The 24,499-nt window shown below is 58.9% G+C and carries 23 protein-coding genes; 14 read left to right on the top strand and 9 right to left on the bottom strand.

The window, feature by feature from the left end; translation table 11 throughout:
• Positions 1-44: 44 nt before the first annotated feature.
• From recO to EWV35_RS04775, 3 genes are all read left to right on the top strand, one after another.
• Positions 45-803, top strand: coding sequence for a DNA repair protein RecO (recO, locus tag EWV35_RS04785; RefSeq protein ID WP_165168349.1), 759 nt, complete (start codon positions 45-47; stop codon positions 801-803).
• Positions 800-1,585, top strand: a complete 786-nt coding sequence (locus EWV35_RS04780) for an isoprenyl transferase (protein WP_129658651.1) — start codon at positions 800-802, stop codon at positions 1,583-1,585. Before recO ends, EWV35_RS04780 begins: the two co-directional genes overlap by 4 nt.
• 61 nt (positions 1,586-1,646) lie before the next feature.
• Positions 1,647-2,735 carry a quinone-dependent dihydroorotate dehydrogenase gene (locus tag EWV35_RS04775; RefSeq protein WP_274542944.1) on the top strand — a complete coding sequence of 363 codons (1,089 nt, stop codon included), beginning with the start codon at positions 1,647-1,649 and terminating at the stop codon, positions 2,733-2,735.
• 90 nt (positions 2,736-2,825) lie between these two features.
• On the opposite strand, the gene EWV35_RS04770 is transcribed toward EWV35_RS04775, so the two are convergent.
• The gene (locus tag EWV35_RS04770) at positions 2,826-3,362 is read right to left on the bottom strand and encodes a DUF3043 domain-containing protein (protein ID WP_274542943.1); all 537 of its coding nucleotides are present in this window, start codon (positions 3,360-3,362) and stop codon (positions 2,826-2,828) included.
• Between the two features lie 129 nt (positions 3,363-3,491).
• Here EWV35_RS04770 and EWV35_RS04765 point away from each other — a divergent pair, with 129 nt between their 5' ends.
• The 7 genes from EWV35_RS04765 (at position 3,492) to EWV35_RS04740 (ending at position 10,474) form a co-directional block, all read left to right on the top strand.
• A complete protein-coding gene (locus EWV35_RS04765; protein WP_129658647.1) occupies positions 3,492-4,913 on the top strand; it encodes a dipeptidase in 1,422 nt (473 codons plus the stop codon).
• Positions 4,914-5,064: 151 nt separating this feature from the next.
• On the top strand, positions 5,065-5,427 hold the full coding sequence (locus tag EWV35_RS04760; protein WP_129359636.1) for a HesB/IscA family protein: 363 nt from the start codon (positions 5,065-5,067) through the stop codon (positions 5,425-5,427).
• 296 nt (positions 5,428-5,723) lie between these two features.
• On the top strand, positions 5,724-6,581 hold the full coding sequence (gene ctaC, locus EWV35_RS04755; RefSeq protein WP_129658645.1) for an aa3-type cytochrome oxidase subunit II: 858 nt from the start codon (positions 5,724-5,726) through the stop codon (positions 6,579-6,581).
• Between the two features lie 10 nt (positions 6,582-6,591).
• Complete coding sequence (gene ctaD / locus EWV35_RS04750) at positions 6,592-8,295, top strand: aa3-type cytochrome oxidase subunit I (protein ID WP_129658643.1); 1,704 nt, start codon at positions 6,592-6,594, stop codon at positions 8,293-8,295.
• 11 nt (positions 8,296-8,306) lie between these two features.
• Positions 8,307-8,708 carry a cytochrome c oxidase subunit 4 gene (locus EWV35_RS04745; protein ID WP_129359639.1) on the top strand — a complete coding sequence of 134 codons (402 nt, stop codon included), beginning with the start codon at positions 8,307-8,309 and terminating at the stop codon, positions 8,706-8,708.
• Between the two features lie 902 nt (positions 8,709-9,610).
• On the top strand, positions 9,611-9,802 hold the full coding sequence (locus EWV35_RS13155) for a hypothetical protein (RefSeq protein ID WP_165168345.1): 192 nt from the start codon (positions 9,611-9,613) through the stop codon (positions 9,800-9,802).
• Positions 9,803-10,240: 438 nt separating this feature from the next.
• A complete protein-coding gene (locus EWV35_RS04740; protein WP_129658641.1) occupies positions 10,241-10,474 on the top strand; it encodes a hypothetical protein in 234 nt (77 codons plus the stop codon).
• A gap of 802 nt (positions 10,475-11,276) precedes the next feature.
• Here the strand turns inward: EWV35_RS04740 and qcrB are convergent.
• The 4 genes from qcrB to ctaE are packed head-to-tail and all read right to left on the bottom strand — an operon-like array spanning position 11,277 to position 15,546.
• Positions 11,277-12,905, bottom strand: coding sequence for a cytochrome bc1 complex cytochrome b subunit (gene qcrB, locus EWV35_RS04735; RefSeq protein ID WP_129658639.1), 1,629 nt, complete (start codon positions 12,903-12,905; stop codon positions 11,277-11,279).
• Between the two features lie 2 nt (positions 12,906-12,907).
• The gene (qcrA, locus tag EWV35_RS04730) at positions 12,908-13,999 is read right to left on the bottom strand and encodes a cytochrome bc1 complex Rieske iron-sulfur subunit (protein WP_129658637.1); all 1,092 of its coding nucleotides are present in this window, start codon (positions 13,997-13,999) and stop codon (positions 12,908-12,910) included.
• A 58-nt stretch (positions 14,000-14,057) separates the two neighbouring features.
• Positions 14,058-14,852: a cytochrome bc1 complex diheme cytochrome c subunit gene (qcrC, locus tag EWV35_RS04725; protein WP_129658635.1), complete on the bottom strand. Its 795-nt coding sequence runs from the start codon at positions 14,850-14,852 to the stop codon at positions 14,058-14,060.
• 55 nt (positions 14,853-14,907) lie between these two features.
• Positions 14,908-15,546, bottom strand: coding sequence for an aa3-type cytochrome oxidase subunit III (gene ctaE, locus EWV35_RS04720; RefSeq protein ID WP_129658633.1), 639 nt, complete (start codon positions 15,544-15,546; stop codon positions 14,908-14,910).
• Between the two features lie 253 nt (positions 15,547-15,799).
• Here ctaE and trpD point away from each other — a divergent pair, with 253 nt between their 5' ends.
• Positions 15,800-16,855 carry an anthranilate phosphoribosyltransferase gene (gene trpD, locus EWV35_RS04715; protein WP_129658631.1) on the top strand — a complete coding sequence of 352 codons (1,056 nt, stop codon included), beginning with the start codon at positions 15,800-15,802 and terminating at the stop codon, positions 16,853-16,855.
• 58 nt (positions 16,856-16,913) lie between these two features.
• On the opposite strand, the gene EWV35_RS04710 is transcribed toward trpD, so the two are convergent.
• On the bottom strand, positions 16,914-17,333 hold the full coding sequence (locus EWV35_RS04710) for a DUF3054 domain-containing protein (RefSeq protein WP_129658629.1): 420 nt from the start codon (positions 17,331-17,333) through the stop codon (positions 16,914-16,916).
• A 160-nt stretch (positions 17,334-17,493) separates the two neighbouring features.
• On the opposite strand from EWV35_RS04710, the gene EWV35_RS04705 reads away from it, so the two are divergent.
• The 3 genes from EWV35_RS04705 (at position 17,494) to EWV35_RS04695 (ending at position 19,787) form a co-directional block, all read left to right on the top strand.
• Positions 17,494-17,988 carry an NfeD family protein gene (locus EWV35_RS04705; RefSeq protein WP_129658627.1) on the top strand — a complete coding sequence of 165 codons (495 nt, stop codon included), beginning with the start codon at positions 17,494-17,496 and terminating at the stop codon, positions 17,986-17,988.
• 42 nt (positions 17,989-18,030) lie between these two features.
• Positions 18,031-19,203, top strand: a complete 1,173-nt coding sequence (locus tag EWV35_RS04700; RefSeq protein WP_129658625.1) for an SPFH domain-containing protein — start codon at positions 18,031-18,033, stop codon at positions 19,201-19,203.
• 230 nt (positions 19,204-19,433) lie between these two features.
• Complete coding sequence (locus EWV35_RS04695) at positions 19,434-19,787, top strand: RNA polymerase-binding protein RbpA (RefSeq protein WP_129658623.1); 354 nt, start codon at positions 19,434-19,436, stop codon at positions 19,785-19,787.
• A gap of 105 nt (positions 19,788-19,892) precedes the next feature.
• Here the strand turns inward: EWV35_RS04695 and EWV35_RS04690 are convergent, their stop codons facing one another.
• From EWV35_RS04690 to EWV35_RS04680, 3 genes are all read right to left on the bottom strand, one after another.
• Positions 19,893-20,648, bottom strand: coding sequence for a polyprenol monophosphomannose synthase (locus EWV35_RS04690; protein ID WP_129658621.1), 756 nt, complete (start codon positions 20,646-20,648; stop codon positions 19,893-19,895).
• A 134-nt stretch (positions 20,649-20,782) separates the two neighbouring features.
• Positions 20,783-21,640 carry a hypothetical protein gene (locus EWV35_RS13570; RefSeq protein ID WP_129658618.1) on the bottom strand — a complete coding sequence of 286 codons (858 nt, stop codon included), beginning with the start codon at positions 21,638-21,640 and terminating at the stop codon, positions 20,783-20,785.
• On the bottom strand, positions 21,637-24,486 hold the full coding sequence (locus EWV35_RS04680; RefSeq protein ID WP_129658616.1) for a DEAD/DEAH box helicase: 2,850 nt from the start codon (positions 24,484-24,486) through the stop codon (positions 21,637-21,639). The genes EWV35_RS13570 and EWV35_RS04680 overlap by 4 nt, the downstream gene beginning before the upstream one ends.
• Between the last annotated feature and the right edge of the window lie 13 nt (positions 24,487-24,499).

Below are 24,499 nucleotides of genomic sequence, written 5' to 3'. Positions count from 1 at the left end.
GCGGCGTCGTATTTTTCTCCTACCGACCGTGGGATAATGGGCGAGTGCCAACGACAACCGCCGCCTCCAGGACGTATCGCGAGACTGTGATCGTCCTTGGAACGTACCCACTTGGGGAGTCGGACCGGATCATTGTAGGTCTGTCCACTGGGCACGGGGTGATACGTGCTGTGGCCAAGGGCGTGCGCCGAAGCAACTCGAAGCTCGGCGCACGGTTAGAACCCTTCATGATCACTGATGTTTCTCTGGTCCACGGCCGGAATCTGGATATCGTAACTCAGGCCGTAACCCGAAAGGCCTACGCCGCTCCCATCGTGGCCGATTACGTCGCGTACACGAGCGCTTCGGCTGTAGCGGAGGTTTCGGAGTACGTGTCTCAGGGAGACCCTAAGTCCGCACGGGAACTCTTCACCTTGACGGCAGGCGCCCTCTCTTCCTTGGCTCGTCAGACCCATCCACCTCAAGACGTCTTGAACTCGTTCCTGGCCCGATCCATGCGGATAGCCGGCTGGTACATCGCAACGGAAGCCTGTGTTCGGTGCGGGACTACCGAGAGCTTGACCTCGTGGTCGATGTCCGGTGGGGGCGTAATATGCGCCGCTTGTGCCCAGGCCGGGGATCGCCCGTTGAGCACGGACATGATGACTTACCTGCGCGCGGTTGCCACGGGACACTGGGACCTTCTGCGGGACGTTGAAGATCACACCGCCGGGGACCGCGTCGGAGTGCTCCTCAGACGTTATGTACAGTGGCACGTGGAGCGCGAGTTCCGCTCATTTGCCTTGCTCGAAAGGACCTTATGACCATCCAAGCCCCCTTTCCTCATCCGTCGGGAACACGCCCGCCGTCCATCCCTCAGAAGTTCGTGCCGCGTCACGTAGCCGTGGTCATGGACGGTAACGGACGTTGGGCGAATGAGCGCGGGTTGCCCCGCAATGAGGGCCACAAAGCGGGGGAGCAGGCGCTCTTGGATGTGGTCGCCGGAGCCATTGAAATGGGTATTTCCGTCGTGAGCGCTTACGCCTTCTCGACCGAGAACTGGAAGCGGTCCCTGGATGAGGTCAATTTCTTGATGAGGTTCTGCGGCGACGTCTTGGAGCGCCAGCTCGATACGCTGAATTCTTGGGGCGTTCGTATCCGTTGGGCTGGAAGACGCCCTCGCTTGTGGAAGTCAGTTATTCGCCAGTTGGAGACCTGTGAGCGGGAGACTGCGAACAACACCGTGTGCACGCTGGTCATGTGCGTGAATTACGGTGGTCGTGCAGAAATCGCCGATGCCGCGGCCGCCATCGCTGCCGATGCTGCAGCCGGAGCCCTCAAACCCGGCCAGATCAACGAAAAAACGTTCGCTCGGTATTTGGACGAACCAGATCTTCCGGATGTGGACATGTTCTTGCGAACCTCTGGGGAACAACGCTTCTCCAATTTCCTTCTCTGGCAGAGCGCTTATGCTGAGATGATCTTCATGAATATTCTTTGGCCGGACGTGGATCGCCTCGTTCTCTGGGACGCCGTCGAAGAATACGCCCAACGCGACCGCAGATACGGGGGAGCGGTGGACTCGGTACATAAACCTGCTGTTTAATTTTAGGTCCTAACCCTCAACCTCAAATTTATGTTCAAAAAACGAAGGCCTAGGAGAATCCGTGGTCAGGTTCTATCCGACATTTTTCAAGATCGTCTTCTCCGGTATGGACGCGGAGAGAGCGCACGCGATCGGTTTCGCAGCAATCAAGGCATGCCGACAATCGGGAGTCTCCAAGGTCCTCCGTGTGTTGACGGCCCCGGACAAATCTCTGCGCACGGAAGCGCTCGGCCGCGTCTTCCCTTCTCCCTTCGGCTTGGCGGCCGGTTTCGACAAAGGCGCCACGGGGATCAACGCGCTGACGGACTTGGGCTTCGGTCACGTGGAGGTGGGAACGGTCACCGGCCAACCGCAGTCCGGCAACCCCAAGCCCCGATTGCACCGACTCGTCCGGGATCACGCGGTGATCAATCGCATGGGATTCAACAATGACGGCGCCGACCAGATCGGACCGCGTTTGGCTTCCGCCCATGCCGACCTGTGGCACGACTACAAGGAACGCACCCGCCCGATCGTCGGTGTGAATATCGGCAAAACTAAGGTCGTGCCCGTCGAGGAGGCGATCGAGGACTACGTGCACAGCACGCGGACGCTGGCTCCCCAGGCCGACTACCTCGCCGTCAACGTGAGCTCACCCAACACGCCCGGGCTTCGGGATCTGCAGCACATCGACGCACTCCGGCCACTGCTTGGTGCAGTCGTACGCGAAGCGGAACTGGCCGCGCGTCGGCACGTTCCGGTACTGGTGAAAATCGCTCCCGACCTTTCTGATGCTGAGGTCGCGGCGATCGCCGATCTGGCGGTTGAGTTGGAGCTCGACGGCATCATCGCCACCAACACCACGATTCGGCGCGAAGGTTTGGGCCTTCAATCTTCTCCGGCCGATATCGAAGAATGCGGGGCGGGGGGCCTATCCGGTGAACCGCTACGGAAACGATCGCTAGAAGTTCTCTCGGCTGTTCGGGCTCGTGTCGGGGCAGACATGACCATCATTTCGGTCGGGGGAGTCACCTCGGCCGGGGACGTGGAAGAGCGTCTGCAATGCGGAGCCAATCTGGTCCAGGGCTACACCGCTTTCCTGTACGAAGGCCCGTTCTGGGCTGCCCGGATCAACCGTGGCCTGAAGAAAATGAGGCGCCTACGCCGCTGACTTCGGAGCGCCGGCGTCAACGCTTGAGGGCGGCCGGCCATCCTAGGGGATGACCGGCCGCCCTCACTTCAGTAAAGTACCGCACAGGGTTTAGGAGGGGAATTCCCCTCGCTTGACCTGCGGCTTGGGCATCCGCAAACGACGGATCATCATGACCCGGTTGAATACATACATTCCGGATCCCGCCTCGGCGGAACCGAATTTCTCGATCACAAGTTTCTTGAGTTTCCTCCACAGGATGAAGAAGTCCAGGAGCCAGATCGCAATGAAGATCCACATGACGTAGATCGTGAACTGCTGGATGTGGAGCGGCATCACCAAGCCGAGAACGAAGATGACGAGCAAAATGACGATGAAGTAGTCACCGATATTGAACCTGGCATCGACATAATCCCGGATGAAACGACGCTGGTGGCCGCGGTCGCGAACAGGCAAGTAACGATCATCGCCCGTCTGCATCGCCTGGTTCTGCCGTACTCGCGCTTCCCTGGCGGCCTCGCGTTCCTTCTGCTTGGCCATCTTGCGATCATCAGGCACGAGGGGACGCTTGCGGGCGGCCTCCCTTTCTTTACGAGTTGGAGTGGGGCGGCCCTTGCCTTGAGCCCTTGCGGCCTCTGAAGAGTTCATCGAGTCCGACGACTCTTCCGTGGCAACGCTTTCAGCTGAGGATTTCTTCTTGCTTCCGAACACCCCTCCAGGATACTTGATGGCGCGCCCTGTTACCTTCCACCGCGCCAGAAGCATAAGGTGGCGGCTATGACGAACAACGATGTAACTAGCGCCAATGACGGTCGAAACGTAGAACCTTCGATTAAGGTTGAGATTAAAGCTCGTGTCGAGCAGACATTCCAGAACACTCTGGCAACTCTCAAGGAGCTCGTATCGATCCCCTCGGTAGCATGGGAAAGTCACGATCTGTCCCGGGTGCGCGAAAGCGCCGGACGGGTCGCGGAGCTCGCCCGCGAGTCCGGTTTCGACGACGTCGAAATCCTCACTGCCGACAAGCCTGATGGGGGCCAGGGCATGCCGGCCGTCGTCGCCCGAAAGCACCCTCGCGCTGGATACCCGACAGTTCTTCTTTATGCCCACCATGACGTTCAACCGGTTGGCGACGTAGCGGACTGGAATACGGATCCTTGGGTCGCAACCGAGGTCGGCGACCGCCTTTACGGACGCGGCGCTGCAGACGACAAAGCCGGTTTGATGACTCACCTTGCATCGGTCGATGCGCTTCACAGCGTTCTGGGCAACGAACTTGGAATAGGCATTACTTTGTTCATCGAAGGCGAGGAAGAGGCCGGCTCACCGAGCTTCGGGAACTTCCTCGCCACCTATCAAGACAAACTTCAGGCGGACGCAATCGTGGTCGCGGATTCTTCCAACTGGCGCGCCGGAGTTCCCGCGCTGACCACGAGCCTTCGCGGTGTCATCTCAGGAACCGTCACGGTGAGGACCCTGGACCATGCCCTTCACTCGGGAATGTTCGGAGGTCCCTTGGTTGATGCGAATACGGCCATGGTGCGTCTCCTGGCATCCTTGCACGATGACGCGGGGTCCGTAGCGGTCGACGGCCTGGTTCGTGGCCCGGATCCTGAGCTCGACTACTCGGAAGCAGATTTCCGCACCGATGCCGGTGCGCTCGAAAATTTCCGCCTCACCGGTACGGGTAGCATCTCATCACGGCTGTGGAATCAGCCGGCGCTGTCCATCATCGGGATGGACATCACGTCGGTCGACCAATCCTCCAACACCATGGCCTCCACAGCCCGGGCTCGAGTCAGTCTTCGCCTCGCGCCGGGGCAGGATCCTCATGAGGCCCATCGGCTTCTGGAAGAACACCTGACGCGGAACGCACCCTGGGGGTCAACAGTCGAATACGACGGCGGCGAAGCCGGTCAGCCTTTCGAATCGGATGTGAGCAGCGGTCCGGCTCGGGCTGTGCTGGAGTCGATGAAGGACGCGTGGAATACCGAGCCCGTTCTGATGGGAATGGGCGGATCGATTCCGTTCGTAGCATCGTTGACGCAGATGTTCCCTGATGCGGCGATCCTCATCACGGGCATCGAGGACCCGGACACCCGCGCACACAGCGCCAACGAGTCTCTCTTCATTCCAGATTTCCAGCGTGCCATAGAATCCGAAGCATTCTTCATGGTCCGCATGAATCATTCTCGCTGATGATGCCCCACACGCCCGGTCCAAGGTGCGTGCCGAGCCTCCAGCATGGGCAAAGGTTCGGCCCGCCGAGGAATAACGAGAGCGGTAATAGGGTTACACTGACGCGAGAGCAATAGCTAGGCTTGAGGCGAGCAGAAAGGCAGGTCGCGATATGACTGTTGCACCCGAAATGAAGACCGAGATGCCGACTCACGGCGTGACTCTCACCGAAGGAGCAGCCGAGAAGGTACGCACCCTTCTGGAACAGGAGGGGCGAACAGACTTGCGACTTCGTGTTGCGGTTCAGCCCGGTGGTTGCTCAGGTTTGATCTACCAGTTGTACTTTGACGAGCGTGTTCTCGATGGAGACGCTCTACGCGAGTTTGACGGCGTCGAGGTCATTGTTGACCGGATGAGCACTCCTTACCTGGAAGGCTCGACGATCGACTTCGAAGACACCATTCAGAAACAGGGCTTCTCGATTGACAATCCCAATGCGCAGGGTTCCTGCGCCTGTGGTGATTCTTTCAACTAAGTGATATAGATCGCGTCCAGACGGTGCGTAATATGGCCCGGTCATTCCCGCTTTGGGGAGGACCGGGCCATAGTCTTGTTAAGGTCGAAAATACGGGCTCCAACTCGGCCTTGGCAGATATGTCGGAGCTGAATCTGCTCCGACTTTCGGGGTACTGTGGTGACACAGTGTCAGCGGAAATCCGCAGGGACGAGTAAGCTCGTACTAAGACCAGAACGCTGTCGCACGAGCACATGGGAAACGGTGTATCGGCTCAGCGTTCATCACACGCACGGAAATTAGAGGAAGGGCAGTCTGTGAGTTCGCAGAAACGAACCGGTAGCAGTCGCGCCAAAGGCATTGTCGCCATCGGCGCGACAGCGGCCGCCACGCTGCTGTTGACGGGTTGTTCGGATAGCGCTGAGGTCGGCTTCTTGCCGACCAAGCGCGGCACCACCGACAACGTCGACACGATCATGGATCTTTGGATCGGCTCCTGGATCGCTGCACTCGCAGTCGGTCTGGTGACCTGGGGTCTGATGCTCTGGTGCATCATCGCCTATCGTCGCCGCAAGGGAGAAACCGGCTACCCGCGCCAGCTGGGATATCACCTTCCTCTCGAGATCATGTACACGATCATCCCGATCGTTTTGATCGTGAGCCTCTTCGCGTTCTCCGACAAAGCAGAGCGTTCGGTCGACAGTCGTTGGGATCATCCGGGAGTCACAGTTGAGGTCTATGGCAAGCAGTGGGCTTGGGACTTCAATTACCTGGACAGCGATACTTACACCTCAGGCACGCAAGCTCGTCTCGACGGCCAGCCTGGCCGGGAGGACAAGCTTCCGACCCTCTACCTGCCGGAGAACACCGAAGTTGAGCTCCAGCTCAAGTCCCGCGACGTGAACCACTCATTCTGGGTGCCCGCATTCCTGCAAAAGATCGACACCATCCCCGGTCAGACCAACTACATGGACTTCAAGACGGGTGGCCCCGGTGATTACCAGGGCAAATGCGCCGAACTCTGCGGTGAGTACCACTCAGAAATGCTCTTCAACGTAAAGGTCGTCTCCCAGGACGACTATGACAAGCACATGCAGGACCTCAAGAACCAGGGCAACAACGGACGCCTCGGCGATGAGTACAACCGCAATCCCAACATGAACGAATCGAAGTAGGGGAGTACCGGTGTCTACATTCGAGTATTCAGCTGAAGAAACAACGGTTGCGCAACGCACCGTTCCCCGGTCCCGGGGACGGATCGTCGTCAGCTGGTTGACTTCTACCGACCACAAGACCATCGGATACATGTATCTGATCGCGTCCTTCATCTTCTTCTTGCTGGCCGGCATCATGGCCCTCGTGATGCGCCTTGAGCTATTCGAGCCCGGCATGCAGATCCTGGAGACCAAAGAGCAGTTCAACCAGCTGTTCACCATGCACGGCACCCTGATGTTGCTGATGTTTGGTACCCCCATGTTCATCGGCTTCGCCAACGTGATCGTGCCCCTGCAGATCGGTGCTCCCGATGTCGCTTTCCCGCGGCTTAACGCGCTTGCCTTCTGGTTCTTCCTGTTCGGCTCCCTTGTCGCAATTTCCGGGTTCATCACCCCGCAGGGCGCGGCATCCTTCGGTTGGTTCGCCTATGCTCCGTTGAACTCCACCACGTACAGTCCGAGCGTGGGCGGCGATCTATGGGTCTTCGGCCTTGCCTTGCAGGGCTTCGGCACCATCATGGGTGGCGTCAACTTCTTGACGACTATCCTCTGCATGCGCGCTCCGGGCATGACCATGTGGCGCATGCCGATTTTCACCTGGACCACGTTGATTACGGCGATCCTCCTCATCATGATCTTCCCGCCCCTGGCAGCCGCGCTGTTTGCCTTGGGTATGGATCGTAGGCTGGGCGGTCATATCTTCGACGCCGAAAATGGTGGTGCGATCCTGTGGCAGCACCTCTTCTGGTTCTTCGGGCACCCCGAGGTCTACGTTTTGGCCTTACCATTCTTCGGAATCGTCTCTGAGATCATTCCGGTGTTCTCACGCAAACCGATTTTCGGGTACAAGGGACTCGTCTACGCGACGATCGCCATTGCTGCGCTGTCCGTGACTGTGTGGGCCCACCACATGTACGTCACCGGTGCTGTTATGCTTCCGTTCTTCTCGTTCATGACGATGATGATCGGTGTCCCCACTGGCGTGAAGTTCTTCAACTGGATCGGCACGATGTGGCAGGGATCCATTACCTTCGAGACGCCACTCTTGTGGGTCTTCGGATTCCTGTTGACCTTCTTGTTCGGCGGTGTGACCGGGATCATCCTGGCCACCCCTCCGCTGGATTTCCATCTTTCGGATTCGTACTTCGTGGTCGCGCACTTCCACTACACGGTCTTCGGAACGGTCGTGTTCTGCATGTTCGGTGGTATCTACTTCTGGTGGCCCAAGTTCACCGGCAAGATGCTCAACGAACGACTGGGCAAAATCCACTTCTGGCTGCTGTTCATCGGCTTCCACACGACCTTCCTGATCCAGCACTGGCTGGGTGTGGACGGAATGCCGCGTCGTTATGCTGACTACATGCCAGAGGACGGTTTCACCTGGATGAACCAGTTCTCGACCGTCGGCGCCATGATTCTGGCGGTGTCGATGCTGCCGTTCTTCTGGAATGTCTACATCACGACCCGCAACGGCAAGAAGGTTGAAGTCGATGACCCGTGGGGCTTTGGAAGCTCCCTGGAATGGGCGACATCCTGCCCGCCGCCGCGTCACAACTTCACGGCCCTGCCGCGAATCCGCTCGGAACGGCCTGCACTTGATCTGCACCATCCCGAGTTGTCCACCAACCACGACGTCGCGTCGGCTGCCCGCAAGGCCGCCACGGTCAACTCCTAGGAGGCAAGCAGATGCGCGAAAATGGCATCCTTTTTTGGGCTTTGTTCATCTTCCTGATCCCGGTGACTCTCGTCTACGGGTTCATGACAGGATTTACCGAATGGGTCGGATTCCCGGCCCTCCTGTTGACCGCGTTGATGTCGGCGTTCTTGGGCTTCTTCTTCAGCTTCACTTCGAAGAAGCATCCCAACCAGCCCTCGGATAACTTGGACGGTGAAATCGTCGATGCCGCAGGCGATTACGGCTTCTATTCGCCTTGGAGCTGGTGGCCTCTCCTCATCGCCATCGCAGCGGCAATCGGTGTTGTGGCCATGGCTATCGGTTGGTGGCTCCTCATGCTCGCGTTCCCGCTTGCCATGATTGGTCTGGTCGGTTGGGTCTACGAATACAGCCGCGGAAGCCACGCTCACTAGATCGCGAGCGTCACACCCCAGCGATAGAAGGGCCCCAATCCTCTCCTTGAGGATTGGGGCCCTTCTTCTCTTCCCAAGGCATGCAGCGAACCGGTCGAATCGTCCACAACCGATGTACCTTCGGCCCCGGGCTCTTCTGGCCCGATCGGCCCTCATCGTTCCTACAAGTCGTAGGATCCAATGTGAGTGGCCTCAACGCCACGACCAGAGCAGCTCCAAGGACCCGCAGGTGAGGTCCGATATGCTCCTCCGCACCGCCAGCAAACCTACCTTTGCTCAGTAGGGGTATTGACCTGAAACGGTGGGTGCACGAGCAAATTGCTACACAACAACACCCCACCACGCACGACCGAGGCCATGAGGGAGCCCGACAAAAAGTTGCGTGGCAGCCGAGTCCCGTCGTGCATCCGTCTTGGGCTTCAAACGTCCCGCAGCCAATGCAACGGGAATAGCGGGGTAGGAAGGCTTCACCGCCACGTCGGACGTGATTTCTTCCACCCTCGTGCGGACATAACTGGGGTATTTTTCGTTTCGAATGAGCGGCATCGTTGCGTTCCTCCACCGCTTGCTGAGCCTCCAGGACCAAACTGGTCTCAACGGCAGGTTCTCGGACATCTCTCAACGCCAAACCGGAGCCGCGCCTGGTCGACGAGATCGTGTGCTGGCCATGACGCTTCTGTCGGCAATGTGTACCTTTGATCCGCTACGTCCTCTACAGAGGGACGATACGCACTGACGCCTTGACTCTGTTGCAACGTCAACTGGGAATGCGGTGCTCAGGATTGAGAATAACGGGCCGGCAATTGACCGGTCGATATACGTGATGCCTATGTTCGTAAACCTCGTGGTGAGCGGCCTTGAGGCGGCCGAAACGCACTACGGCGCCGCGGGATTCGTGACCCTTGCTCTACCATCCCGGTCCCGGTGGTGTGCCTTCGCTCGTGCATCTGCGCCGCGAGAAGTACCAAGACATTCTCATGGCCCAGGGCGCTGCGGCACACGGATCAGTATCTGCATCGTTCACTGCGGGGGACGTAAACCTGGAGGAGGTCGGCGACCGCCTGGGGGCGGTGCAGAGGTCACGGGGCCGCTAGATACTCCGTGGTTCTCGACTGATCTCACATTCATGGACAGGGATGGAAACGCGATTACTCTAACGACTCCGCGTACGGGCGATCAGGCGGTCGATCATGCTTGGGCGAGCGATCACATCAAGGGTGAATATGATCTTCCAGCGGCAGCCGAACAGAACGGGAAACCTGACTAGCGAGAGCAATATGGCGGAATGGCCGATCAGAGACCCTGCCAAGGCGGCTGGGATCGCCAGTCGAACGCTATGACACGACGAGCAGGTAGGCCTCATCTACCCGTCACGGGTCGCAAGCAACGGATATCGGTTCTATGGGGACGCCGAGATTTCACGGCTCTACCGCGTTTTATCTCTGCGCGTTCGACCTCCCCTCGCAGCTATTTACCTCGCGCTTGACGACGAGAGCTCTCCCGCTGAAGCAGCCGAGACTCAACTGGACCTCATGGAAGAGCAGCGTGACCGAATCAACGAACAGGTCGCTGTCGTCCGACACACTCTCGGAACAGTAAAGAATGGCCGTTCCATGACGATTAAGGATATCTTTGCTGGGGCCGACCACAGCCAATATGAAACTGAAGTGCGCACGGGGTGGGGCGACAAAGCATGGGAACGAAGCGGTGCGACACAACAGCTGAAGTCAGAAGGCGATCCGACGACTAACCAAGCGGCTTCGTGAATGCCGCGATTCGTGAGGCCGCGGCCAAGCGCAAACACCGTCCAACGATATGTTCCAGAGTCTGATTGCCGAGCCCCACCGATGGGTCGGGTGACCAGTGGGGCGGACGTGTCCCTGACCGCAACGCATACACCGGCCTGTCTGAACTCTATGTCGCCGCCACACGTTTCGCCGCCGCGTACGCGGGACAAGAGAATACCCGGATCACTCGGGAAGCGATGCGGATTTGGATCTGCGCCAACCCTCCATGTGTCGATGATGACGGTCCACCGGATCAACGCAAGAATAGGAATGGCATGACGGATTCGTCATCTGGGACCTGTGCACCAAAAACTACCCGTCGGCAGGACCTCACGGTGGAGGCATGGGCACAGCTCCCCAAATGCACCCAAAAGCCCGGGCCGCCTACAACGGGATCACATGGCCCACAGGACCATGAACCTGCCAAACGGGAAATACGTTTACCTGAACCCGACTGGAAGGCGGTGCCCCGCCTTCTGCACACGTCGGGAGCGCACCGAAATCCGCCTCCTCTTCCACAAGGAGACCCGTGGTTGTCACATTGCGCCGTGACAGCTCATGACTGTCCGCAGAAGGCGCGGGGGTTCCGGCCGGTAGAGGAGAGAACATAACTGAGCTGAGCCAACGCGGATCGTACCGAGGGAGTCTACGGTCTACGCGCTGTCCAGAAAACCGGTTCACCATAATCATCGCAGGGGAGACGGCAGGACCCCTGTGCAGCGAAAAGCCCCGGTCCCTCACATTCGAGGGGCCGGGGCTTTCGACTCAGTGACAGATCAGGCTAGTGGTCACCGGTTTCCAACTCGTGGTGCTCATGCGCGGCCTCCAGCTCTGCCGGCGAGACCGGGGCGACCCGGTCTTCGAAGAACAGGCGGGATATCCGGCCACGAATCTTCTCGCTTCCGGTAACCTTACCCTTCTTATTGGGCTCGGCAGGCCGCACCTGCGGCGCGTTGAAGTTCACCAGGCGATACCGATCATATTCGTTGAGGGGTTCGTGAACCTCAATGAACTCACCGTGAGGCAACTGAACAACACGTCCGGTTTCGATGCCGTGCAGCACGAGTTCCCGGTCCTTCCGCTGCAAGGCCAAGCAGATTCGTCGGGTGATCTCGAATGCGATGAACGGGCCAAAGAAGAAGAAGAAACGGAGTATGTACGCCACGTCGTTGAGAGCCACATGGAAGTGCGTCGCAATCAAGTCCGAGCTGGCGGCCATCATCATGATGGAATACCAGGTCACTCCAGCAACGCCGGCACCGGTACGGAACGGAGCGTTGCGCGGGCGATCCAGAATGTGGTGTTCGCGATTGTCTTTCGTGACCCAGCGTTCGAGCCAGGGCCAGGTGAAGAACAATCCGAGCAAAATCGCAGCGGGGACCATGGGCAGGAGAACGGCAAGGACCCAGGTTCCGCCGGCTTGCACCTGCCAATGCCAAGGCCATGCCCCAGGCATCAGACGGAGCGCACCATCGACCCAGCCGATGTACCAGTCAGGCTGGGTGCCAGCCTGCACAGGGGAGGGATCGTAGGGGCCATAGTTCCAGATCGCGTTGATCGTGACCGTACCGGCCATGATGGCAATGATTCCGAAGACGATGAAGAAGAAGCCGCCGGCCTTGGCAGCGTAGACCGGGCCCACGGGGAAACCGACCACGTTCTTTTCGGTTCGTCCCGGACCGGGGTACTGCGTGTGTTTGTGGACAACCACCATGAACAGGTGGATCGCAACCGTCAACAAGATCAATGCAGGAATGATCATGATGTGAAGTGTGTACAGACGTCCGATGACAGAATGACCCGGGAACTCTCCACCGAAGAAGAAGAGGGACAGGTGAGTGCCAACCAAGGGGATGGCTTTCATCACGCCGTCGATAATCCTGAGGCCGTTGCCCGAAAGAACGTCGTCTGGAAGCGAATAGCCTGTGAAGCCTGCCGCCATGGACAGGACGAAGAGCATCCCGCCCACGACCCAGTTGAGCTCACGCGGCCGCCGGAACGCGCCGGTGAAGAAAACGCGCATCATGTGCACGGCAATGGCCACGACGAACATCAGCGCAGCCCAGTGATGGACCTGACGCATGAATAGGCCGCCACGGATATCGAAGGAGATGTGCAGCGTGGATGCGTAGGCAGCCGACATTTCGACGCCCTTCATCGGCACATAGCTACCGTCATAGACCTTGGAGGTCATGGAAGGGTCGAAGAAGAACGTCAGATACGTGCCGGAAAGAATCAGAATGACGAGGCTATAGAGAGCCACCTCGCCGAACATGAATGTCCAGTGGTCAGGGAAGATCTTACGACCGAACTCGCGGACAATGCCGGACATACCGACACGGGTATCGACAAAATTAGCGATGCGCCCCGGTGTTGTCGAGGCCTGGTATTCGTTTACAGCATTAGACATGTTTAGGCCTCACTCGCCATCTCTTGCTTCTGCTTGCCGCGCTCCCAGTACGCCGGGCCGACCGGCTCGTGGAAATCGCTGCGGGCAACGAGGTAACCCTCTGAATCGACTGTGATCGGCAGCTGGGGCAGCGCGTGGGCTGCGGGTCCGAACACGACCGCGCATTCGTTGGCGGCGTCAAACGTGGACTGGTGGCAAGGGCACAGCAGGTGATGGGTGCGCTGCTCGTAGAGAGCAATGGGGCAACCAACGTGGGTGCAGACCTTGGAATAAGCGATGATGCCGTCGACGTTCCAGTCTTCGCGATCCTTTGAAACGTGGAGCTCCTCGGGGTCCATACGCATCAGCAGAACAACGGCCTTGGCCTTCTCCTCGAGGTACCCGTCCTCGTGTGAGATATCCAAGATATTTTCCGGCAGAACGTGGTAGGCCGAACCCATGGTGACGTCCGCAGCCTTAATAGGCGTCCCGGAAGGATCGCGCACCAGACGAATACCCTTGTCCCACAGCGTGTGCGAGAGAACCTTCGTGTTGATCGGCCCCAGCTCGCGGAAAAGGGTGACGAATGTGAGGGGCGCAAGAATGATCGCCCCGATCATCGTGTTGCGAAGCAGGGGACGACGCTTGATGCCGGACTCGTCGATAATGGTTTCGACGATCTCTTGAGCCTCCGCTCGGGATTCTTCCGAGCTGATCTCGTGACGCATCTCGACCATCTCGTGGTCGGGCATCAGAGTTCTGGCCCACTGGACGATCCCGATGCCGATGCCAAACATCGTGCAAGCAATACCCAATCCGAGCAGCAGATTCTGCAGACGCAGATTGCTGGTCGGGTCCGGGTTATTGACGTTGTACATGTCGCCGCTGGCTTTGATCGCGAAGAACCCGATCCAGAACACGAACGCTCCGACGATGGAGAGAACGAAGAGCCAGGAAACCTGGTGCTCAGCGCGCTTCGCGCGCTTGGGATCCAGGTCGGTCAGGCGCGGTTCGTGATGCGGCAGACCCGGATCCGGGAACTGTTCCTGGTTCTGGTCTCCTGAGGTAGCAACGGCGCCGGAACGCTCCGGTGCTCCGTCACGATGGTTGCCCATGTGATCCTCTAACTTCCTTGGTACGAGCTGCTGGTAGGTGTGTGATGCTCGAGCGAGCTTACGCGGACCGCGAGGTCAGCCAAACGGTGAAACCGATGACAAGACCCAAGCCGATGGTCCAGATGAACAATCCCTCCGAAACCGGGCCGAGTGAGCCAAGGGCCAACCCACCGGGGGAGCCGTTGGTTTCCTGCGCCTTCAGATAGGTAATGACATCTCGCTTTTCATCGGGGGTGATATTGGCATCGTTGAAGACGGGCATGTTCTGCGGGCCGGTCTCCATGGCCTCATAAATGTGCTGCTCTGAAACACCCATGAGAGTCGGAGCGAACTTGCCCCGCGTCAACGCACCGCCCGAACCGGCTGCGTTGTGGCACATTGCACAGTTGGCGAGGAACACCTTGGCGCCGTTGGCTGCATCGCCCTTGCTGGTGTCCAGCGACTCCTCATCGGGGACACCAGGACCAGCGCCGAGCGAGGCGACGTAGGAAGAAAGCTGCTTGGTCTGGTCTTCGTTGAACTGGCCGGGCTTGAGCTGAGCCTGAGTTCCCTGCATCTGCATGGGCATACGCCCGGTGCCGACCTGAAAGTCGACTGCGGCGGCACCGACGCCGACCAGCGAGGGTCCGTTCTCGGTTCCCTCAGCATTAGTTCCGTGACAGGTAGCGCAGTTCGACTGGAACAGCTTCTGTCCAGCGGCGATGTCATCGGCCGTATAGCTCTGATTGGAGTCGGCCTTGGCCTGATTGGTGGCGGAGGCAACTGCATAGAGGCCGCCAGTCAGGACGAGGGCGACAGCCAAAAGAATGATGGCCGCCAGCGGATGACGCCGCTTCTGGGAAAGTGCCTTCACGTCAAGAGTTCCTTTGTCTGTGTGTGATTGATGTGTGGGCGGGCGATCCTCGTGTCTACTTCACGAAGTAAACAACGATGAACAGCACAATCCAGACGACGTCAACGAAGTGCCAGTAGTAAGACACCACGATTGCTGAAGTCGCCTCATAGTGGCCGAATCGTTTTGCGACGTACGCGCGTCCGATGATGAAGAGGAATGCAATCAGGCCAGCGGTCACGTGCAAGGCGTGGAAGCCTGTCGTGATGTAGAACGCTGAACCGTAAGCACTCGCCGCGATGGACACGCCTTCTGAGACGAGGGTCGCGTACTCCATTGCCTGGACACTGACGAAGACGGCGCCCATGACGAAGGTCAGCAGGAACCACTCCGTCATGCCCCATTTGCCGACCTGCCAAATGGACCCGGTGCGGCGAGCCTTGAGCTGTTCGGCCTTGAACACGCCGAACTGGCAGGTCACTGAACTCAAGACGAGCACGATCGTGTTCGCCAGAGCCAGTGGCACTTCGAGATGATGAGTGTTTTCCGCCCACACGTCAGGCGCTGTGGCGCGCAGGGTGAAGTACATGGCGAACAGTCCGGCAAAGAACATCAGCTCACTCGCCAACCAGACCACCGTGCCTACGGACACGATGTTGGGACGATTGAGCGTCGGTTGTGTCGACTTACTGGGAGTATGGGTTGCAGTTGTCACATAGACATTATGTCTGTAAAACTCTCGCCGAACCAACAGCAAGGCCCACTGGGGCTCCCGGCGTGTCACGTGTCGCTCACCAAAACCCCCGCCGATCCGCGGTTTTCCAGGGCAGATAAGACTTCTTGGCTTTTAAAGTCACGTAATGGTGGGACGATCACCACAATTATTCGACCAGGTGGCTTACAGCCAGCAGTCAGGTTACGGGTCTAGGGGTCACAGAGTGGAGGGGTTTATCGCTTAGGGTTGCCCTATGAGCAACACCCAAGATCCCACGAACCAGCCCACCTGGAAGAGCCTCATCAACGCGATTGAGCGTCACGAAGACCTGACTTACGATGAGGCCGCTTGGGCCATGCGGGAGATGATGAGCGGTGCCGCAGATCCGGTTCACGTCGCCGCTTTCCTGGTGGGCCTCCATACCAAAGGGGAGACCGCCGAGGAGTTGCACGGCCTTTCGGAGCAGATGCTGGACATGGCAGAGCCTTATAACGGACCTCGTGATGCCGTTGACATCGTGGGCACCGGAGGGGACCAGCACAACACGGTGAATATCTCCACCATGGCTTCGCTGGTTATGGCGGGCGCCGGGGTCAAGGTGGTCAAGCACGGAAACCGGGCTTCGTCCTCCTCGACAGGATCTGCTGATGCCCTCGAGCGACTGGGACTGCCTCTTGATGCACCTGCCGACCGGGTCGAAGCGTCCGTGGGCGAAGTAGGCATTTCGTTCCTCTTCGCGAATACGTACCACCCGGCCATGCGATACATAGGTCCGATTCGACGGACCCTCGGAGTCCCTACCGTCTTCAATTATCTGGGCCCTCTCGCCAATCCTGCACGCGTGGCTTCTTCGGTGATCGGCGTATCAAGTACGCGCATCGCACCCCTCATGGCGGACGTCTTCGCACGTCGCGGAAACCATGCCCTCGTGTTCACCGGTCCATTGAATTTGGATGAGCTCAGTCTGATCGGGCCCACTCAGATGTGGGAGGCTCATGACGGAACACTGGAAGAGAGCGTCATCGAAGTTGCAGACATCAACCTGCCCTCCAACACCCTCGCTGACATCACTGGCAAGGACCCGGAATTCAATGCGGACGTCATCCGCCGACTCGTGGCAGGGGAGAGCGGCCCAATCCGCGACACGGTGGTTCTGAACGCCGCAGCCGGACTGGTGGCCGCCTCCGACGACGCTACGTCACCGCTGATCGAACGAATTAATCACGCAATAGCTCGCGCCCAGGAATCAATCGATTCGGGGCGTGCCGAAAAGGTCTTGACGGAATGGATTGAATTCCTCAAGTATTAACCTTAAAGTATAGGTTAAGGTTAGGAGACTTCGGGGGAGTTCCCTTGGCCTGAGGACCCTAGTGACGAGTTGCCGCCCTTCTCACCAAAAGCTTCACCAGCAACCTGTAGCCGATGAGAAATACGGCGTTGACAATGGTCGCAACGACAATGAAGGACCAATGCGTTCCTTGGCCGACTATGGCCCTCAGGATCATTCCCACGACAACCGTAGACAGCCACACGGTAATTCCGGTCGGAAAAATCGCCTGAGGAGCTCGCCACGCGCGGAGGGTCAGCCAACCAATGGCTGCACCCGCCAGAAATGGCCAAGCGGTGGAAAACGTGCCTGCGAGGCTCTCGCCATGAGAGCTTCTACCGATGCCCGCAAAGACAATGATGAGGACGATGTCCGCCACGAGGAACGGCCATGCCGAGACCTTGCGCGGAAGCGGGCGGTTTGAGGCATTCTTGCGATCGACGCTGGCATTCTGAGTCATGCTTCGAATCTAGTCGAGGAGCGGCCATGCGATCCACGAAGGGCAGTGGTCAAGTCGTTAACTTTACATAATGTAGATTATCGGCGTTATGGGTATATTCAGCCGACCGGGGATTCCTTGGCCCTATAGAACTTTGCGGGCACCATGGTGAATACAACCTATGGAAGGAACCTCACTCGTGCTGACCTGGATCGCAGAAAATCCGTTTGCGGTGTGGCTGATAGCCGTCATCGTGCTCGCAGTGATCGAAATGCTATCTCTCGATTTCTTTTGCCTCATGCTTTCCGGCGGCAGTCTCGCCGCAACGATCACGGCTTTGATAACTCGCAGCTGGACCATTCAAGTCGTGGTATTCGCTGTGGCATCTGTTCTGCTGATCTTCGTCGTGAGGCCCATTATCGTGCGACGTTTGGGTCGCAACGCGCCCCAGAGCTTGAGCAATGTGGACCGGCTCCTCGGCCAACGGGTTGAGGTTCTCGAGACGATCACCAATGCCTCGGGGCTGATTCGCCTCGAAGGTGACCATTGGACAGCACGTATGGTTAACCACAAGGGATCTATTCCCGCGGGCTCGTTTGCCGTTGTACGCAGTATTGATGGTGCCACGGCCATGGTCGAGGCAGCGGACTCGCCCAGTAACGACCGAGAATCCTAGAAGGCCCGTCCGACCCAAGAACCACCGAGGAAGGTGCAGAAAATGACAGCACTTATTGTTGTGCTGGTACTCCTGATCCTGTTCGTGGTGATCGCGCTGTTCAAGGCTGTGCGTATCATCCCTCAGGCCAAGGCCGGTATCGTCGAAAGACTCGGAAAATACCAGACCACCCTGAACCCCGGGCTGCATTTCGTGGTCCCCTTCATTGACCGCGTCCTTCCGCTCATTGACTTGCGCGAACAAGTCGTGTCGTTCCCGTCGCAGTCCGTCATCACTGAGGACAACCTCGTCGTAGGCATCGATACCGTCGTGTACTTCCAGGTCACGGATCCTCGGGCAGCAACCTACGAGATCACCAACTACATTCACGCCGTCGACGAGCTGACGAGCGCAACGTTGCGCAACGTCGTCGGTGGGCTGAATCTCGAGGAAGCTCTGACTTCGCGAGACCAGATCAACGCCGAGCTCCGGGGTGTTCTGGACAGCACGACCGGTCGCTGGGGCCTGCGGGTTTCACGCGTGGACATCAAGGAGATCCAGCCGCCCGTCTCGATTCAGGACTCGATGGAAAAGCAGATGCGCGCCGAACGTGATCGTCGTGCGGCAATTCTTACTGCGGAAGGCGCCAAGCAGTCGTCAATTCTCACGGCCGAGGGCGAGCGTCAGGCATCCATTCTTTCGGCCGAAGGTGACGCCAAAGCGGCCATCTTGCGTGCCGATGGCGAGGCCCAGGCCATCCACAAGGTCTTTTCCGCCATTCACAAGGCAAATCCGACGCAGAAGCTGTTGAGCTACCAATACCTGCAAACCCTGCCCAAACTGGCAGAGGGCGATTCCAACAAGCTGTGGTTCGTGCCGACCGAGCTCGGTGACGCATTACGAGGAATCGGAAAGGCTTTTGGAGACGGCCAGGGTGTCGACCCCATGAACCCGTTCACACCGAACGCCGCGGAGGAAGAGCCCGCCCCTGATGTTGCTGACGATGACGGTCCGATCGTCGATACGCCGGACCTGAAGGTTACTGAAGAGGACCTCAAGCCCAACATCAATCAGACCAGTGTGGATCCCGACGAATTCGAAATGCCTCCGTCGAGCATCGATCCCGATGAGCCACTTCAAGGTGACTCGGATTTGTCCGAGCAGGCAGAAGAGGCATCGCCCGGGGACGCGACTAACGACAACGGAGGCACCTACGGGATTCCTGGTCAGAAGTAACAGGAGCTGAGTCCCTAGTGGCTCTCCCCTGGCCTTTTCGACGCCGCACGCACACCACAACCGGGTGCGTGCGGCGTGGTCAGGTTCGAGCTTCGACGAGTCTCGCCAACGCCGGTGACGGATTTCGAGTCCGGCTACTGAGGATGAGAGCATAGGTGGGAATAATTGTGAGTGCGTTGGCGCTGAATCATATGTCGTGACCGCGCTTTCACCTGGGAAGGAATAAATCAATGAGTGATCGTAGCCTTCGAGGCATGCGCCTCGGCTCGCAGTCCATGGAATCCGAGCAGGGCGTCCAGCCAGCTCCGCGTCAGCGCGTCGAATACCGCACCGAGGACGGTGAGCAGGTTTTCGTGACCTTCGCCGCCGAGGCTGAGATTCCGTCCACGTGGACCGCAAAATCGGGCAAGGAAGCCGTTCTGATGGACGGATCCAAGCCTGAGGGCGGCAACGAAAAGCCGGTTCGCACGCACTGGGACATGCTCCTCGAACGCCGCTCGATGGAAGAGCTGGAAGAGACGCTCCAGAAGCGCATCGACTATTACCGGGAACGCCACGAGCTTCCAGCGGAGCAGGAAAGCTAGTCAACAGCGCGCCCGACGGGCTCGCGGAATGATGTTCCGGGAAAAAGGACCGGGGCAACACCATGTGAGGTGTTGCCCCGGTCCTTTTTGGATTCTTCCTCAAATCTAGAGGTTCGAGCGCAAAGCCCTCGCCTTATTGCTCAGGGTCTTGGCGCGGGCCCCGAGACCCCAGCGCGCAACCTTGAACATGGACTCGAGGATGACGCCCGAATCCATCTTGGAATCCCCCAGTTCACGCTCGACAAACGTGATCGGCACTTCCGTGATGACCAGTCCGGCCAGTTCAGTCCGCCAGCCCAAATCGATCTGGAAGCAGTATCCGACGGACTCGATGGTATCGAGATCGATGCGTTCAAGGGTTCCGCGACGAAACGCTCTGTATCCGGCCGTGATGTCCTTGACACTGGTTCCGAGGATCGTCTGAGCGTAAAAATTTGCGCCCCGGGACAGGAACTGGCGATGCCATGGCCAGTTGATGGTCTGCCCGCCGGGAACATAACGAGAACCAATGGCCAGATCGGCGCCGTTCTCCACAGCTTCCAGGAGCCGGCCCAATTGCTCGGGCTGGTGCGAAGAATCTGCGTCCATTTCGACGAGGACTTCGTAATCCCGGTCCAGGCCCCATTTGAACCCTGCGATATACGCCGCACCGAGTCCGCCTTTGCCCTTGCGGTGCAGCACATGGATCTTGCTGTCGTGCGCTGCCAACTCGTCGGCCAAATCTCCAGTGCCGTCCGGGCTGTTGTCGTCCACGATGAGGACGTGCACTTCCGGTTGCGCAGCTCGCAGTCGCTTGATCACCACGGGGAGAGCCTCGAGCTCGTTGTACGTGGGTATCACTGTCAGGGTCTTTAGTTCCACTGTGAATGCTCCTGCGGAGATCTTGAAGTCACTCAGGTTGTCCTCATGACGCTTATCGATTTAATAGTACCGGCGCTACCCTATCCCAACTCTTTCGGGATTTCTCGAGCGCGGCAGTGACGCGGCCCTCGCCCCTACAACACGTATTCAAGGGTGCCAACCCTTGCGATTTCGGCCTGCGGGTACGTCTCCCCAGCCAGCTCTGGAAGCAATGGAGTACGAGCACGAGGATCGGTGCTCCAAGCTGCTATTCGCGAATCCGCGGTTTGAACCATGAGAGCTTCCGCACGCCACCCCACGAAGTCGGCATTGGAATCCGGGACAATCTGCCCGCCGAAGGGACCGCCGACGCGGAAAAGCCTTCTGAGCCCTCGCGTCTGGGCCGTGAATGTCGCCCGAGTCGGCAGGCCTGTCTCATCCGAGAGCAACCGGAGTCCCTGGGTAGCCCATGCCCACGGGTTGATAAGCGGGTCCTCTTGCGTCGCCTCTTCGGCAGGGACGAGGCCGACTGCTGTGCCTGCGCGCAATTCGGCGCGTATCACGTCGATCCACCCTTGGTCCTCGAGACTCGCCTCGACCAATAGACCGGCCTCGGAATGCGAATGTTTTGTGTCCGAGGCATGACGGACTTCGACCCCCGCCGGCAAGTCATGTCCGAAGTCTTCCGCGAATGAATGAAAAGCCAGGTCCTCGTCTTCTTCCCCCACGATACAGGCGGTGTAGCCGGCAGAAACCAAGGCCGCGGTTTCGTCCTCGGCGGGGACGTCTCCCCCGCCGCGAGCAACGAAACCGGGCACGAGAACGAGCCCGTCCAGGTCCACGGTCGTGACCTTGTTATCAGTCAGGGAGTCGGCACCGGCCTCTTCGCCCACCCAAACCACGCGGTCCTCTTGGACGAGCACAGCCGTCGCGAACGGGTCCGCAGGACTGTACACGGATCCGTTCCGATACATGACGGTCTCCTGACCGCGATTCCGAGTCGAGATTCTCATACCTCTTCCGATTCTTCGTAGTCGATGCCCCAGGAGTCATTCTCGGTACCCACGGGCGTGTCCAATTCGTGAATGATGACCCCGCGTTTGATCAAGTTGATCGCTGCTTCGCATCCGGTACGCCACGTCGGATCGTCAACAGCGTGTCCCAGCTGGTCCAAGGCGTCGATCACCTGCTTCGTGGCTCGAACGAAGTCTCCCGCAACAAGGCCTGAACCCTCCAGGCTCTTCGAGAGAGACTCACCCCTCGCCCACCGATAAATGGACCACATGAGGCCGACATCGGGAACCGGGGTCTCCGGCAGACGATGATGTCGCTCACGTCCGGTCAACTCCGTCCACAAACCATGGAGTCTTGTCACCTTGTCTTCCAACTCGGCCGGGTAAGTCCTCAGGAACACGGTTTCATCGCGCTTGCCGGAGAACACCAATGGGGAGACGGCCGCACACAATGCCGCGGGATCCAAACCTTCGAAGTAGCCGTCCCGCAACGCGAGGGATACCAGCAAGTCGCGCTCACCATATATTTTTCGCAACGACTCGCCTCGGGAAAGGAGCCGAGGTTCGCCGCCGGCGTCGGGGGCCACATAGTCGTAATCCGCCAAGAGCTCGAGGATATTGGCAAACCTCTTTGCAATCGTATTGGTCCGCGAGTCGATCTGCTGCCGAAGCGAATCGGTCTCCTTCTTCAACTTCACCCAGCGGTTGAACCATCGGGCGTGGTCTTCCCTGTCCGAACAGCCATGACAAGGATGAGATTCCATAGCGCGACGCAGATCGCCGATTTCTTGCTTTTCTCGGTTCGGGGCTTCGAAGTCAGGTGTCCGCGGAGGCCTGACGGTTCGCGGAGGCTTTCCCTCGTCAAGGGCAGATTGGACCCGAGCAGACATATCACGGCGGTCCTGCGGCGTCCGGCCCGTGAAGTGCTTGGGGACCTTGACCTTCGAAACAGGTTGAATGGGCCCATCAAAGTCGGACGGGCCGATCACACGCAAATGCGCGGAAGTCGTCACCACCCCGATTCGTGTCTCGAAGCCGCCTTGGGGCTTCCCCACCACCACGGCCGGTCCCGAGTTGCGCCCACGAGGAATATCGACGACGTCTCCCGGCATCAAGAGCTGCATCGTGGATTCGACTGCGGATCGGCTGACCCGTTTGCGATCCCGAGAGTACCGCTTTTCGGTTTGATTCAACTTGTACTTCAAATTGGCGTATTCGACGTAGTCCCCGAGGTGGCATGTCATGGACTCTTCGTACCCGGCGAGGGCTTTCTCTTGTTTGCGCACTTTAGACGCCAGGCTCACGACCGACTTGTCCGCTTGGAACTGAGCAAACGATGATTCCAGAATGCTCATGGCCCGATCGACACCGAACTGGTCCAGAAGGTTGACCGACATGTTGTACGTCGGCTTGAAGCTCGAGTAGAGAGGATAGGTTCGCCGAGAAGCCAGGCCGGCGATGGCCTTCGCATCCATTCCGTCGTTCCACAGGACAACGGCATGTCCTTCGACGTCGATCCCCCGCCGCCCGGCCCGGCCGGTCAACTGGGTGTATTCACCGGGGGTGATGTCCACGTGTTGTTCGCCGTTGAACTTGGAGAGCTTTTCGATCACGACGCTTCGTGCAGGCATATTGATGCCCAGCGCAAGCGTCTCGGTCGCGAACACGACTTTGACGAGTCCCTGCGTGAACAAATGCTCCACGATTTCCTTGAAGAGCGGAAGCATGCCCGCGTGGTGGGAAGCGATGCCCCTCGAAAGGCCCTCACGCCAGTCATCGAACCCCAGGACCCTCAGGTCCTTGAGATCGACGTTGGCCGTCGCTTCAGCGATATATGCCCGGATCAGCTGGGCCTGCCGCTGATCGGTAAGCCGGATATCCGCGTCTATACACTGCAGGACGGCGTCGTCGCAGGCGGCCCTGGAAAAGATGAAGTAGATCGCTGGCAGGAGCCCGTCTTCGTCGAGCGAATGCAAGACAACGGGACGAGGGGCGCGACGCACACCCGGCGAGCCGGAGCGTCCTTTTCCGTGCCCCTTTCCCGGACGTCGACCGCGACGCGGCGGAGCACCACGGCGAGACGTGGCCTTGAGGAGCTCCGAATTGACCTTGATCTTCTCAGTACCGCTTCGGCGCACGATGTCCGCGGCCTTGGAGATCGTCGTGTTGTCCGCAAAGAGATCGTAAAGCCTGTGCCCGGCCATGACATGCTGCCACAGGGGTACGGGCCGATGTTCCGAAACCACCACTTCGGTAGACCCGCGGACGGTATCCAGCCACTGGCCAAATTCTTCGGCATTGGAGATGGTCGCCGACAAGGACACAACAGCGACCGACTCGGGGAGGTGGATCATGACCTCTTCCCAGACAGCGCCGCGGAATCGATCGGCGAGATAGTGAACCTCATCCATGACGACGAAGCCGAGCTTGTCCAGGGTCGAGGATTGCGCATACAACATGTTTCGCAAGACCTCGGTCGTCATGACCATGATCGGCGCCTCGGAATTGACGGAGATGTCCCCCGTCAGCAGACCGACGTTCTCCGAACCGTAGATGCGACCCAAGTCGTGGAATTTCTGATTCGACAGGGCTTTGATCGGCGTGGTGTAGAAAGCTTTCTTGCCTTGGCGCTGGGCCAAGAACACCGCGAATTCGCCGACAACGGTTTTGCCTGCACCCGTCGGAGCGGCAACCAGAACACCGTCCCCTTCCTGAAGGACTTCGCAGGCTTCCCGCTGGAATTCGTCGAGGGGGAATTCCAACGTGCTCTCGAAGAGGCCCAAGGGACTCTTGAGGTACTCATTGCGGGCCTTAGCCGCTTGATACTTATCGGCGTAACTGGGCATGGGACCAGCCTAG

It is taken from the genome of Rothia uropygialis (genome assembly GCF_004137765.1).
Taxonomy (GTDB): Bacteria; Actinomycetota; Actinomycetes; order Actinomycetales; family Micrococcaceae; genus Rothia.
The sequence above is the reverse complement of the archived record's forward strand: the minus strand, read 5'-3'. Positions and strand labels throughout refer to the sequence as shown.